This window comes from Haloarcula sp. CGMCC 1.6347, from assembly GCF_037078395.1.
Taxonomy (GTDB): domain Archaea; phylum Halobacteriota; class Halobacteria; order Halobacteriales; family Haloarculaceae; genus Haloarcula; species Haloarcula amylolytica.
In genome coordinates this window covers 996,494-1,009,308 of the sequence record NZ_JAYMGX010000002.1, presented here as the reverse complement: position 1 = coordinate 1,009,308, position 12,815 = coordinate 996,494, and the positions used below count along the sequence as shown (strand labels likewise).

General features: G+C 64.7%; 11 protein-coding genes. 9 read left to right on the top strand and 2 right to left on the bottom strand.

What is annotated here, in order from left to right:
• From rpoA2 to VI340_RS13620, 3 genes are all read left to right on the top strand, one after another.
• A complete protein-coding gene (rpoA2, locus tag VI340_RS13630; protein ID WP_008307509.1) occupies window positions 1–1,188 on the top strand; it encodes a DNA-directed RNA polymerase subunit A'' in 1,188 nt (395 codons plus the stop codon).
• A complete protein-coding gene (locus tag VI340_RS13625; protein ID WP_005537133.1) occupies window positions 1,188–1,613 on the top strand; it encodes a NusA-like transcription termination signal-binding factor in 426 nt (141 codons plus the stop codon). The genes rpoA2 and VI340_RS13625 overlap by 1 nt, the downstream gene beginning before the upstream one ends.
• A 98-nt stretch (window positions 1,614–1,711) precedes the next feature.
• On the top strand, window positions 1,712–2,056 hold the full coding sequence (locus VI340_RS13620; RefSeq protein ID WP_008307511.1) for a hypothetical protein: 345 nt from the start codon (window positions 1,712–1,714) through the stop codon (window positions 2,054–2,056).
• Between the two features lie 26 nt (window positions 2,057–2,082).
• Here the strand turns inward: VI340_RS13620 and VI340_RS13615 are convergent, their stop codons facing one another.
• Window positions 2,083–4,470, bottom strand: a complete 2,388-nt coding sequence (locus VI340_RS13615) for a methyl-accepting chemotaxis protein (RefSeq protein WP_336358548.1) — start codon at window positions 4,468–4,470, stop codon at window positions 2,083–2,085.
• Window positions 4,471–4,929: 459 nt separating this feature from the next.
• On the opposite strand from VI340_RS13615, the gene VI340_RS13610 reads away from it, so the two are divergent.
• The 6 genes from VI340_RS13610 to VI340_RS13585 all read left to right on the top strand — a co-directional run bounded on the left by VI340_RS13610 (window position 4,930) and on the right by VI340_RS13585 (window position 9,464).
• Window positions 4,930–5,358, top strand: coding sequence for a 30S ribosomal protein S12 (locus VI340_RS13610; protein WP_004515440.1), 429 nt, complete (start codon window positions 4,930–4,932; stop codon window positions 5,356–5,358).
• Window positions 5,359–5,360: 2 nt separating this feature from the next.
• On the top strand, window positions 5,361–5,981 hold the full coding sequence (locus VI340_RS13605; RefSeq protein ID WP_008307521.1) for a 30S ribosomal protein S7: 621 nt from the start codon (window positions 5,361–5,363) through the stop codon (window positions 5,979–5,981).
• Window positions 5,982–6,030: 49 nt separating this feature from the next.
• Window positions 6,031–7,413 (top strand): PQQ-dependent sugar dehydrogenase, encoded by a 1,383-nt coding sequence (locus VI340_RS13600; protein WP_336358547.1) that lies wholly within the window; start codon window positions 6,031–6,033, stop codon window positions 7,411–7,413.
• Window positions 7,414–7,480: 67 nt separating this feature from the next.
• Window positions 7,481–8,059, top strand: a complete 579-nt coding sequence (locus tag VI340_RS13595; protein ID WP_336358546.1) for a biotin transporter BioY — start codon at window positions 7,481–7,483, stop codon at window positions 8,057–8,059.
• Window positions 8,056–8,760, top strand: coding sequence for an energy-coupling factor ABC transporter ATP-binding protein (locus VI340_RS13590; protein ID WP_336358545.1), 705 nt, complete (start codon window positions 8,056–8,058; stop codon window positions 8,758–8,760). Before VI340_RS13595 ends, VI340_RS13590 begins: the two co-directional genes overlap by 4 nt.
• Complete coding sequence (locus VI340_RS13585; protein WP_336358544.1) at window positions 8,754–9,464, top strand: energy-coupling factor transporter transmembrane component T family protein; 711 nt, start codon at window positions 8,754–8,756, stop codon at window positions 9,462–9,464. Before VI340_RS13590 ends, VI340_RS13585 begins: the two co-directional genes overlap by 7 nt.
• 54 nt (window positions 9,465–9,518) lie before the next feature.
• Here the strand turns inward: VI340_RS13585 and VI340_RS13580 are convergent, their stop codons facing one another.
• The gene (locus VI340_RS13580) at window positions 9,519–12,662 is read right to left on the bottom strand and encodes a PAS domain S-box protein (RefSeq protein ID WP_336358543.1); all 3,144 of its coding nucleotides are present in this window, start codon (window positions 12,660–12,662) and stop codon (window positions 9,519–9,521) included.
• Window positions 12,663–12,815: the final 153 nt, after the last annotated feature.

Below are 12,815 nucleotides of genomic sequence, written 5' to 3'. Positions count from 1 at the left end.
ATGACAGCACACGACGTATCAGCAGACATCGAGGCCGTCGTCGAGGACACTGAGCTGCCGCGACGGCTGAAAAACGAGGTGTACAGCACCGTTGAGGAACGGGGCGTCGGCGTCGACGATGCCGACCGTATCGCCAAGGCCGTCGAGTCCCGCTACCTCGACACGCGCGTCGACCCGCTGGACCCGGTCGGGACCGTCTCGGCCCAGTCTATCGGCGAACCGGGAACGCAGATGACGATGAACACGTTCCACTACGCGGGGGTCGCCGAGATCGACGTGACCCAGGGCCTGCCGCGGCTCATTGAGCTGGTAGACGCCCGGAAGACCCCGGACACGCCGATGATGACGGTCCACCTCGACGAGGAGTACGCGGACGACCGCGAGCGCGCTCATGAGGTCGTCTGGAAGATCGAGGCGACGCGCATCCTCGCGCTGGGTGACATCTCGACGAACGTCGCGGACATGCTCGTCGAGATCGACCTCAACGAGGACACCCTGCTGGAGCGGTGGCCGACGGTCAACGACACGGACGCCATCGCCGAGGAGATCGCCGAAACCATCGAGTCGAACCTCGGCGTCTCGACCCGGCAGGCCGGCACCGTCATCGAGTTCGGTCCGGAGGAACCCAGCTACCGCGACCTGCTGCAACTGGTCGAGGAGCTCCGGGAGATAGTCTTCAAGGGTATCGAGGAGATCACCCGCGTCGTCATCCGCAAGGAGGAGACCGACAACGGCGAGGAGTTCGTCCTCTACACCGAAGGATCGGACTTCGGCGAAGTGCTGGACATCGAAGGCGTCGACGCCTCCCGAACGACGTGTAACAACATCCACGAGATCTACCGGGAACTCGGCGTTGAAGCGGCCCGCGAGACGCTCATCAACGAGACGATGAACACGCTCGAAGAGCAGGGGCTCGACGACGTGAACGTCCGGCACCTGATGCTCGTAGCCGATATCATGACCAACGAGGGGACCATCGAGTCCATCGGCCGCCACGGTATCTCGGGGTCGAAAGACTCCGTGCTTGCCCGTGCAGCGTTCGAGGTGACAGTCAATCACTTGCTCGACGCCGCCATCCACGGCGAGGTCGACGAACTCGACGGCGTCACGGAGAACGTCATCGTCGGGAAGCCGATCAAGCTCGGCACCGGCGACGTCAACCTCCGGATGGGTACGACCCAGGACTGATGCGGGTCGAACTCTCGGACGAAGCGCGTCGACTGGTCGCCCTCTTCGAGGACGAAGCAGCCGTCACCGTCCGGGATTGCATCGTCGACGAAGACCACGACCAGGTGGTGTATCTGGTCAAGCGCGGGGAGATGGCCGACGCTATCGGCCCGGGCGGTCAGACGGTCGAGCGTGTCGAGGAGCGTCTCGGCCGCGAGGTCAAACTCGTCGAAGCCGCCGAGACGGCCGAGGACTTCGTGGCCAACGCGCTCGCGCCGGCCGCGGTGTACAACGTCACCGTCTCGGAGAACGACGACACCGTCGCCTACGTCGAAGTGGCACAGGAAGACCGCGGGGCCGCTATCGGTCGCGAAGGCCGAAACATCGACGCCGCCCGGCAACTGGCCAAGCGACACTTCGAAATCGACGGCATCGAACTGACCTGAGCGGGGTGATTTGAGCGGGTCCACGGACCCGCCTGCTCGGGCAGTCGATGTGGGGACGGACAGAAACCGCTTTTTTGATTGGTCGTGAACCGACTGCTATGCCTGCACTCCGGCGTCCAGACGGCGGCGACCTGCTGGCTCCGCTGACTATCGTCGGAATTTACCTGTATCACGCACACGTTCTGGGGAACCCCCCGTCCGGACTCGAAGGCGCGTTTATGCTCGCGCTGTTCGTGTTGGTGGGGGCCACGAGTCTCGTCGAGGGACTGCTCGCGTCACCGGCGTACCCGCTCGTCGGCGGCGGACTAACCGCGGTCTTTTATCTCGTCCGGTTCAGCCAGCGACAGGATATCGGCTCCGCGCTCGGCGTTTGTGCCGGGGTTCTTTTCGGTAGCTATGGCCTCTACCAATTGGTCACGTCGAGCGCCGAACCGAAACTGTAAGTGGCAGATGAAACAGGAGGCGACGCTCAGTCGTCGCCAGTGGCCGGGTCGTCCGTGCCGTGTTCGTACACGTCGGTATCGCTGTGCGTAGTGCCGCTGTCGACATCGAACGTCTGCAGGAGTTCGCTGAGGTCGCCGGCCTGATCCGAGAGGGACTCGATGCCGCCGGTGACTTCGTTGATCGTCGCGGTCTGTTCCTCCGCGGCGGCGGCGACGTTCTCGGCGCGGGACGCGGTTTCCTCGCTGATTGTCCCGACCTCGTCGGTCATCGCCACTGCTTCCTCCGTCGTCGCGGCCTGCTCGTCGGTGGCGTCGCTGATGGACTGGATGCCGTCGTTGACCTCCTCGACGCGGTCGACGATCTGTTCGAGGGACTTGATCGCGTCGTCGACAGTGTCGATACCGTCCGTGACGGAGTCGCCCATCTGCCTGATGTCGGTCACGGCGTCACCGGTGGTGTCCTGCACGTCCTCGATAACCGTCGAGACTTCTTCGGTGGCCTCGGTCGTTTCCTGGGCGAGGCCTTTGATCTCGTCGGCGACGACGGCGAACCCTTCGCCAGCTTCGCCGGCTCGGGCGGCCTCGATAGAGGCGTTCAGGGCGAGCATATTGGTCTGCTCGGCGATGTCGTCGATGAGATCGACGATGTCGCCTATCTGCTCCATCTCCTCGTCGAGGGACTCGACGCGGTCGATAGTCTCGTCGGCTCGCGTCTCGATGTCGTTCATCACCTCGATGGCCTCCGACGCACGCTCGCTACCGGTCTCACCGATTTCGGCGGCCTCGTTCGATGTGGTCGCGACTTCGTCGGCCTGTGCTGCGACCTCTTCGACCGTCGCGGAGAGGCCTGACATCTCGTCGACCGTCTCTTCGATGTTCTCGTACTGCGTCTCCGCGCCGTCGGCGATCTCCTGCACGGATTCGCTGACCTCCTCGCTGGCGTCACGGACCTCCGTGGCGCTCGCGGTGATCTGGTCGGCGGAGCCGTCGACGTCGTCAGCGAACTCCCGGATACGCATGACTGTCTGGCCGAGCTGGGCGAGCATATCGTTGAACGCGGCGGCGATGTCGGCCATCGCGTCGTTGTCCGTGTCGGTGTCGAGTCGCTGCGTGAGGTCGCCGTCGGCCGCTTTCCGCATCACGGCCGAGAACTCCTCGGCCTGCCGTTCGAGCGTTCCGGCCAACTCCTCAGCCTCCTCTTTGGACTCTTCGGCCTCTTGCTGGGCCTGTTCGAGGTCGCTGATGAACGATTCGAGGTTGCCGTGCATGCTCGATAGCGACGCCCCGAGTTGGCCGGGGATGTCCTCGTCGAGCACCGGGTCGTCGAACGCCTGTCTGGAGAGCGCGTCGGCCTGTGCGGCGACGGTGTCGAGATACGTCTTCATCTCGTAGAAGGCGTTCTGGACGTCGCCGATCTCGTCGAGGCGGTCAGACTGTTCGATGTCGGTGTCGAAGTTCCCCACCGCAAGGGCTTCCGCCTGTGTCGAGAGCCGTCTGAGCGACTGCATGATGCCGCGACCGACGAGGACGCCGATGAGGGCGAACCCGGCCAGTGAAACGCCGATGATGGCGACGAAGCTCCCCTGAATACTGTCACGTAACGCGAAGGCGGTCGATTTCGGGGCCTGCTTGACGACGATCCACGGCGTGTCATCGACGGACTCCGCGGCGAGCAGGTACGGCCCGCTCCGGGCCACGTCGCTTTCTCCCGCTGTGAGTGCGGTCAGGTTGGCGGAGACGTTGTACTGCGTCCCGATAGTCGAGGCGTCCTCGGCGAACTGGACCGTGCCGTCCTGTCGGATAATCCGCGTTTCACCGCCGTCGATGGAGTTGCGGAACTGGGCCGTCCGCGCGGTCACGTTGTGGACCACGACGACCAGTTTGTCGCTCCGGGCGACCGGGCTCGCGAAGGCGATGTACTTCCCCCCGTCATAAGTGTACACTGTCGACATATCGACCGAGTTCGACCCGGTGACCGAGAGGCCGCCACCTTCCCACTCGAAGTCGTCAGTTCGGAGCGACGTGTCGCGTCGGTCGCTCAGCGACGACTCCTCGATTTCCAGGGTCTCCTCGTTGACGTAGTGGATGGCATACACTGACTCCGGCTGGTAGAACGCTTGCCGCTGTAACGCGCCACGGATCATCGTTGGACTCCCCTCCTGAACGTCGGACAGCGTTGAGAGAGTTCGTGCGGCGTTTCGCTGGCTACGGACCCAGTCCGCTGTTGTCGTGGCCGTCTGGATGGTACCCGTCTGCAGTTCGTTCTCGCGCTGTTCAGTCAGTTCGTTTGCGACCGTCCGCTCCGCAGTGACGCTGACACCCGCAACGAGCAGGGCAATACAGAGAATGATGAGCGTCAACTTCCGGAGGTACGTTCGCCGGACGATGTCTGGGAGACGTTGTTCGAGTTTCATAGATACTACCCGCAGGTCTGTCTGAATAACTCAAGCGCCGGTACTAGAAACCATCTGCCCAGTTATCACACCTGATTCCATGTGGCCGGGCTATCTCCCGGCCTGGCGGACTGGGACCGGTGTCTGTGACTCCTGATACGTACACTGTCGGGTGTGACGAATTCCGCAGACCGATGCTAGTGGAGTCTCCCGAAATAGTCTCAGAAAACTCTGTGAAGCCTGAAATAATCGAAAATGGGTTCCCGAAGGACCGCCGGGAACTGCTTTGCGCGTCATACGCCGACTGAAACACCTTGTTACCCGTTTCTTTCCCGCTGTTGTGACCTCTCTTCGCGTTATCTAACGCAGGTCTGCACCTGATTTCCCCCGTCTATGGCACAGAACGCCACACACGGAAGCGCTACCGGCTGAGTCCGAAAGAGGAGTCTTAAGTACCTCCGAAAGGTACCAGTGCCTACTATGGCGAACGGCAAGTACGCCGCGCGCAAGCTCAAGAAGGACCGCCAGAAGCACCGGTGGTCCGACACTGACTACGCGCGTCGCGAACGCGGCCTGGGCAAGAAGTCCGACCCGCTCGAGGGTGCGCCCCAGGGACGAGGTATCGTACTGGAGAAAGTCGGAATCGAGGCCAAGCAGCCTAACTCCGCGATCCGGAAATGTGTCCGCGTCCAGCTCATCAAGAACGGTAAGCAGGTCACCGCGTTCTGTCCCGGTGACGGCGCTATCTCTTTCATCGACGAGCACGACGAGGTCACGATTGCGGGTATCGGCGGGGCGAAGGGCCGCGCGATGGGCGACCTCTCCGGTGTCAACTACAAGGTCGAGAAGGTCAACGGCGTCTCTCTCATCGAACTCGTTCGCGGGAACGCGGAGAAACCGGTCCGATAACCATGAGTGCCGAAGACACACCCGAGGCTGACGCTGACGAGGCTGCGGAAAGCGAGCCGGAGACGGCCCGTGCGAAGCTGTTCGGCGAGTGGGAGATCACGGATATCGAGTACTCCGACCCCTCGACTGAGCGCTACATCACTGTCACGCCGATCGCCCACACGATGGGGCGACACGCGGACAAGCAGTTCAAGAAAAGCGAGATCAGCATCGTCGAGCGGCTCATCAACCGCCTGATGCAGACCGACGAGAACACGGGCAAGAAGCAGCTCGCGACCTCCATCGTCACTGAGGCGTTCGAAATCGTTCACGAGCGCACCGACGAGAACCCGATTCAGGTGCTCGTCAGCGCTGTCGAGAACAGCGCCCCGCGAGAGGAGACCGTCCGCCTGAAATACGGTGGTATCTCGGTCCCGAAGGCCGTCGACGTCGCGCCACAGCGCCGCGTCGACCAGGCCCTGAAGTTCATCGCAGAGGGCGTGTACGGTGGCTCGTTCAAGACCACCACGAGCGCCGCCGAGGCGCTCGCACAGCAGCTCATCGGCGCTGCTAACGACGACGTCCAGGCCTACGCGGTCAACCAGAAAGAAGAGAAAGAACGCGTCGCGGCCGCCGCTCGCTAACCCGGCTGTCTCCGACATCTTTATTCTTCTTTGCTCTGCAGTGAAATCTATGCGAAAACCGTGCCAGGACGGCGGGTCTCGTCGCCAGTATCTCGCCGCGCTCGCCGCCGCCGGGGCGACCGCGCTGGCCGGCTGTCGCGGTGAGTCCGGGACACAGGACGGTAGCTCGGACCCGACGCCGACAACCACAACGGCGGCAGACCCGGCTCGGGCGCTGGACCATTACGACGTATCCATTAGCCACGAGCGCAGCCAGTCACCCGACACCGACTGGGCGGCTCCGACCGCGTCGCCGACAGACGCGCCGCTCGCCACCGAACCGCTCATCGAGGACCTCGAAATCCCGTGGGACCTCTCGTTTGCCGCGGACGGAACGCTGTTTCTCACCGAGCGGGTCGGCCGCGTCCTCTCGTTTGTGGACGGCAGCGTCCGAACAGTCACCGAACCCGCAGCGGTCATCGACGCGGAATCGAGCGACGATGGCTGGTGGGTAACGGGCGGCGAGGGCGGCACGCTCGGCGTCGCCGCGCACCCGACTTACCCCGAGCCGCCGGTGGTGTACGTCTACTACACGACGACAACCGACGACGACGAGCGGGTCAACCGGGTCGTCGCCATGGACGTCTCGGCCGAGGACCCGGCCGCCACGGAGTCCGTCCTCGTCGACGACATTCCCGGAAGCAAGATACACAACGGCGGTCGGCTCACGTTCGGCCCCGAGAACTACCTCTGGATCACGACCGGCGACGCCGGGTCCGGCGAACTGGCCGCGGACACCGACTCGCTCGGTGGGAAAGTCCTCCGCGTGACGCCCGCGGGCGACCCCGCACCCGGAAACCCGGACCTCGGTGGTGACCCGCGGGTGTTCACCTACGGCCACCGGAACCCACAGGGGCTCGCGTGGCTTCCGGACGGCACTGTCGTAGCTTCCGAGCACGGCCCGACCGGCCGGGACGAACTCAACCGCCTCGTGGCTGGGGGGTACTACGGCTGGCCCGACACCCGCAAGCACGAGGAGTACGCCGACGCCGGCTCCGAGGTCCGCCGCCCGCTCGCAAACACGGGCAACGCCGGCGGCTGGGCTCCCTCCGGGTCGCTGTTCTACACCGGCGACGCCGTGCCGTCGCTGCGGAACCGACTGCTCACTGGCGGCCTGAAGGGCCAGAAACTCCTCGCAACGACGCTGACGCCGGCCGGTGGGGACCTGCCACCGGGTGACGACGCCGAGGTGTACGACGCCGACTGGACCGACGACGTCTACACCGCGACGACCCACTCCCTGCTGGCCGACGAACTCGGTCGGATTCGACACGTCGAGCAGGGGCCGGACGGCGGCCTCTACCTCGTTACGTCGAACCGCGACGGGCGGGCCGGCGACGGCTTCCCGCGGGAGCGCGACGACGTGCTCGCCCGCATCACGCCGGCCGAGTGACCAGCGCGGGCGGGCACCCGTTCCGTGAACCACTGGCTATATTTCGGTTGACGAGAGAGGGAGACCCATGGCAACAGAGCAATCCGTCGACCTCGTCGACGACGAGACTGTGGGCTTGTTCACGAAGGCGGTGCTGCTCGCGGCGCTGACCGCGGCGCTCGCACAGATATCTATCCCGCTTCCGGGACTGCCGGTGGTATTCTCATTGCAGCCGTTCGGGATGTTCTTCGCCGGACTGCTACTGGGACCGCTGTGGGGCGGCGTCGCGCTCCTGTTGTACCTGCTGGTCGGTATCGCCGGTGCGCCGGTGTTCTCGAACGCGAACGCGGGTATCGGGTATGTCATCGCCGGCCAGTCCGGCGGTTTCCTCGTCGGGTTCCTCGTCGGCGCGGTCGTCGCCGGCGCTATCGCACACCGAAGCATAGCGCCCAAACCGGTCGCTGATCTCTCTGTCCCGGTGCAGGTCGTCGCGCTCACCGCGGCGATCGCCGTCGTGTACGCTATCGGCATCCCGTGGATGTCGTTCGTTGCCGGCCTTCCGCTCACTCGTGCCACCGCTCTGATGGCTCCGTACATACCACTTGACCTCCTGAAGCTCGGTATCGCAGTAGCCATTGTGCAGGGCGGATATCTCGACGGTCGATGATAGCGGTCAGCGACCTGCGCTATCGGTACGGCGACGTCGACGTCCTCGACGGGCTCACGCTGTCGATACCCGACGGTCAGTACTGCCTGCTCGTCGGACCGAACGGGAGCGGCAAGACGACGCTCGTCCGGCATTTCAACGCCCTGCTGACGCCCGACGCCGGAACGGTCACCGTCGACGGGACGGACGTGACGGACGACCCCGTCGTCGCCCGGACACGCATCGGGATGGTGTTCCAGCACCCCTGCGACCAGTTCGTCGCGGCGACCGTGGCGGCTGACGTGGCCTTCGGTCCGGAGAACCTCGGCCTCGACAGGGACGAGATCGACCGCCGGGTCGAAACGGCACTCGACGCCGTCGACCTCGGGGGTGCCGCCGATAGCCGTATCGACGCGCTTTCCGGCGGCGAGCAGGCCCGCGTCGCCATCGCCGGGGCGCTTGCCATGGAACCGGACTACCTCGTGCTCGACGAACCGCTCGTCGGCCTCGACTGGCCGGCCAGGGAGTCGGTGCTCGACCACCTCGACGCGCTGGCCGCCGATGGAACGGGCATCATCGTCGTCACGCACGACCTCCGGGACCTCCACGAGCGGGCCGACCGCCTCGTCGCGCTGCAGGATGGGCAGGTCGTGCTCGATGCGTCGCCAGCCGAAGCACTTGATGCGCTCCCGGACCTCGGTATCCGCGACCCACGATGTTGAGCTACCGGCCCGGCTCGACGTTCGCGCATCGGCTGGACCCGCGGTCGAAGCTCCTGGTCCAGTTCGGGCTCGCCATCGCCGCGGTCGCACACCCCACGCTCCCGTGGCTCGTCGGGACGACCGCGTTCGCGCTGGGGACGCTCGCGGCGGCACGGCTCTCGCCGCTGGCCGTCCTGCGCTCCTACCGGGTCGTCCTCGCCGTGCTGGCGCTGGCACCGGTCGTCGCCGGCGTGGCGCTCGGCCCGCCGTGGTTTCGCGTCGACCCGGCGCTCCGTTCGGCCCTGCACGTCGGGCGCATCCTCCCGGTGTTGCTCGTCAGCGCTGCCTACCTCACGTCGACGCCGGTTCGGGACACGCGGGCGGCGGTCCAGCGTCTGATACCCGGAAAACCCGGCCAGATTCTCGGCATTGGGATGGCGCTCGTCGTCCGATTGTTCCCGCTGGTGCTCGCTGACGTTCGCGAGGTGCGCGACGCGATCCACGCCCGTGGTGGCGAGGCTCGCCCGCTACGGGACCGCGCTCGGCTGCTCGCCGTCCGGTCGCTAGAACGGACGCTCGACCGCTCGGACCGGCTCTCGGTCGCCCTGCGGGCCCGCTGTTTCGCGTGGAACCCGACACTTCCGCCGCTTGCCTTTGACCGACGCGACTACCCGGTGCTCGCCGTCGGCATCGCGCTGTCGGTGTCGCCGCTCGTGCCGGTTTAGCCGGTCGCCTGCGTGCGCCCGAGTACAACGGTGGATGGTGGTTTCGCTATTCTGTCACTCCACGATATCGACACCGGAAATCTCGAACCGTGCGCCGCCCTCGCTCCCCTCGTCGATAGTTACTGTCCAGTCGTGGGCGTCGGTGATCTCCGCGACGATCCAGAGCCCGAACCCCGTCCCGGCGTCTGACGTCGAGTAGCCGGTCTCGAACACGCGTGACCGCTCCGATTCGTCGATGCCATCGCCGTCGTCTTCGACGTAGAAGCCGTCGTCAAGTTCTCCAACGGTAACCGTCACGTCGTCGCTGCCGTGTTCCACGCTGTCGCCGGCCCCCGGCCGACTGCTTGTGGAGCCATGCTCCACACTGTTACTGAACAGGTTCTCGAGCAGTTGTTCCAATCGGCTCCTGTCAGCACGAACGACGGCGTCTGTCTCGACAGTGAGTTCGGCATCGTTGGTTTCGACGTTGTGCCAGCACTGTTCGGCCGTGTCCGTGAGCGCCACTACGCCGGCGTCAACCGCTGACTGCTCGTCGCGAGCGGCCGCGAGCAGGTCGTCGATGAGCGTCCGCATCCGCGCGAGCGCGTCGCTGGCGCTGTCGAGGTGTTCGCTGTTGTACTCCTGTTGGGCCAGTTCGATGCGTCCCTCGGCGACGGATAGTGGGTTCCTGAGGTCGTGGCTGACGATGCTCGTGAACTCTTCGAGACGTTCGTTCGTGTCCTCCAGTTCCTGCTCGCGGCGCTTGCGCTCGGTGATGTCACGGTCGATACCGATTGCCCGGACTGGCGTCCCGTCGCTGTCGGATTCGACGCGGCCCTTCGCCTCCATCCAGCGGACCTCGCCGTCACGGACGATTCGGAACTCGGCTTCGTACGTGCCGGTCTCGGTCGCCGATTCGATTCGGGCCGCAACTTCCGACTGGTCCTCGGGATGGACCAGCGGTAAAAACTCGTCCAGCGACTCGATGTCAGTGCCGTACAGCGTCTCGGACCCGGGGTAGTACGACAGGTCGCCGGACTCGAACTCGCGGTCCCAGACGACCGTATTAGTGGTCTCTAGCGCGATTTCCATCCGCTCGCGAGTCCCTTCCAGTTCGTGCTCTCGGAGCTTTCGGTCCGTGATATCCTGGACAGAGCCCCGGAGTTTGACAACGTCGCCGTTCTCGGTGACCGGTTCACACAGTGCGCGGACCCATCGGTCGTGGTCGTCGTCGCCGATACGCACCTCCATGTCGTATCCCTCTGCTGTTTCTATCGCCCGCTCGAACTCGGTCATGACCGTCTCCCTGTCGTCGGGGTGGTACAGGTCGACGATAGAGTCGACGCTCAGTTCGTCGTCCGGAGTCAGGCCGTGCAACCGGTAGAACTCGCTTGTCACCGTCATATCCGGCGGCTCGCTCGTCACGTCTATCTCCCAGCCGCCGACGCTCGCGATCCGCTGGGCCTGGTCGAGGAGTTCCTTCGTTCGCGTAAGCTCCTGCTCGCGTGCCTTCCGTTCGGTGATGTCCCGGCCGATGCCGGCCAGCATCGGGTTCCCGTCGGGGTCTTCGACGCGGGTCGCCGTGAACTCGTGGGGGATCTGGTCCCCCGATTTCGTGATAAACGGCACTTCCACGCGGGTCGTGTCGCCCTCGAACACCGATTCGATAGCGGCCCCAACGAGGTCCCGATACTCCGCCGGGAAGAACTCGGCTCCGTGGGTCCCGGCGACTTCGGCGGCCGAGTAGCCGGTCACGTTCAGCAGACTCTCGTTCCAGCGCCGGAAGCGGCCGTCGCTGTCGAGGACGTAGAACACGTCGTCGATGGCGTCCAGCATGTCGTCGGTGTACTGCTTGTACCGCTCGAGGCGTTGCTCGCGCTGCTGGCGTTCGAGTTCGTAGCTCACCCACTGCGCCGCGAGATGGACGAACGTCTTCTCGTCCTCGGTGAAGGGGGTCTTGCGGGCCTCCCGGTCGACGAAACAGAGGCTCCCTGAATGCGCGTCACGGACACGGACCTCGGCGCTGATGTACGTCTCGTATTCCCAGCGGTCGTATGCTGGGTCCGAGGCCCACCCCTCTTCGGACGCTTCGGCGATTGCCATGACGCTCCCTGTGTCGATCATCTTCCGGCAGTACGCCTCCGACAGCGGCGTGACGGTTCCCGGCTTGAGCCGTTCGTCGCTCCCGCTCGCATAGCGGACGGTGAACTCGTCGCGGTCGGCGTCGTTCGCGGACAGGAACGCGCTGGCGGTCCCAAGGCGCTCCCGACCAAGGTCCAAAACCGCCTGTATCTTCTCTTCAAACGAGGCGTCGGGGTCGGCGCTGATCTCGTAGAGCCTCCGGAGCGTCTGGTTGTGCTCTGTGAGCTGGTTCTTGGTGGCTTCGAGTTCGCGCTCGCGGTTCCGCCGCTCGGTGATGTCACGGGCGAACCCGGCCACGCGAACGACCTCGCCGTCGTCGTTCATTATCGGCTCGCCCTGTATCCAGACCCAGCGCTGATACTCCTCTGTTGCGTTGACACGGCATTCGACGTCGGCCGACTCGCCGTGCATGAGACGCCGCATCGCGTCTTTCATCAGTTCGCGGTCCTCGGGATGGATACCGTTCAGGAAATCGTAGGGGTTGTCACGGAGCTTGGCCACTGACCGCCCCCAGATATCCTCGTAGGCGGAGTTGATCACGAGGACTTCGCTCAGGTCGGCTGTGAACTCCCAGAGAATATCGTTGGTTGCCTCGGTGAGCTCCCGGACGCGGCGCTCTGACTCGGCGGCCTGTCGCTTCGCGCGGTACTCGGAGACCGCGTTTTCGATGCGGTTGGCCAGTAGCTCGTACACCTCGACTCCGAACGACTTCTGTAGATAGTCGGTGACGCCCATCGAGATGGCTTCGCTGGCCACCTCTTCGCTGCCCTTACCGGTGAACAGAATGAACGGCAGATCCGGGTCTGTCTCCCGAATCGCATCGAGCAGATCGATGCCGTTCATCTTCGGCATATCGTAGTCGGAGACGACGGCGTCGAACCCGTTTTCGGCGAGCTGGTCGAGCCCGTCTCGTGCGCTGGTCGCGGTTTCGACGGAGATCCGGTCGTCCGCAGCCTCCAGGGAATCCGCTGCGACAGCCACGAAATCAGGGTCGTCGTCGATGTGTAACACCTGAATCCGTTCGCCGACGACATCGGTTTCCCCGTCGAGATGCCGGCCGCGAAGCGCCTCGGTCATAGTCAACTAGTTCACAAGTCCACGCAAAAACAGTTCTGCCAGTTAATTTGTGTTCGCGCGCAAGCGAAGCCGGCAGTCGGTGGCGACGAGGCTATCGCCTGCGTGTGACAACACCCGGCCGTCAGTGAGCCGATCTTCCCGGGACATTCGGTT

Bases quoted from the DNA above. Each gene is read 5' to 3' on its own strand.
- rpoA2 (WP_008307509.1), top strand. From the start codon at position 1: ATGACAGCACACGACGTATCAGCAGACATCGAGGCCGTCGTCGAGGAC.
- VI340_RS13625 (WP_005537133.1), top strand. From the start codon at position 1,188: ATGCGGGTCGAACTCTCGGACGAAGCGCGTCGACTGGTCGCCCTCTTC.
- VI340_RS13620 (WP_008307511.1), top strand. From the start codon at position 1,712: ATGCCTGCACTCCGGCGTCCAGACGGCGGCGACCTGCTGGCTCCGCTG.
- VI340_RS13615 (WP_336358548.1), bottom strand. From the start codon at position 4,470: ATGAAACTCGAACAACGTCTCCCAGACATCGTCCGGCGAACGTACCTC.
- VI340_RS13610 (WP_004515440.1), top strand. From the start codon at position 4,930: ATGGCGAACGGCAAGTACGCCGCGCGCAAGCTCAAGAAGGACCGCCAG.
- VI340_RS13605 (WP_008307521.1), top strand. From the start codon at position 5,361: ATGAGTGCCGAAGACACACCCGAGGCTGACGCTGACGAGGCTGCGGAA.
- VI340_RS13600 (WP_336358547.1), top strand. From the start codon at position 6,031: ATGCGAAAACCGTGCCAGGACGGCGGGTCTCGTCGCCAGTATCTCGCC.
- VI340_RS13595 (WP_336358546.1), top strand. From the start codon at position 7,481: ATGGCAACAGAGCAATCCGTCGACCTCGTCGACGACGAGACTGTGGGC.
- VI340_RS13590 (WP_336358545.1), top strand. From the start codon at position 8,056: ATGATAGCGGTCAGCGACCTGCGCTATCGGTACGGCGACGTCGACGTC.
- VI340_RS13585 (WP_336358544.1), top strand. From the start codon at position 8,754: ATGTTGAGCTACCGGCCCGGCTCGACGTTCGCGCATCGGCTGGACCCG.
- VI340_RS13580 (WP_336358543.1), bottom strand. From the start codon at position 12,662: ATGACCGAGGCGCTTCGCGGCCGGCATCTCGACGGGGAAACCGATGTC.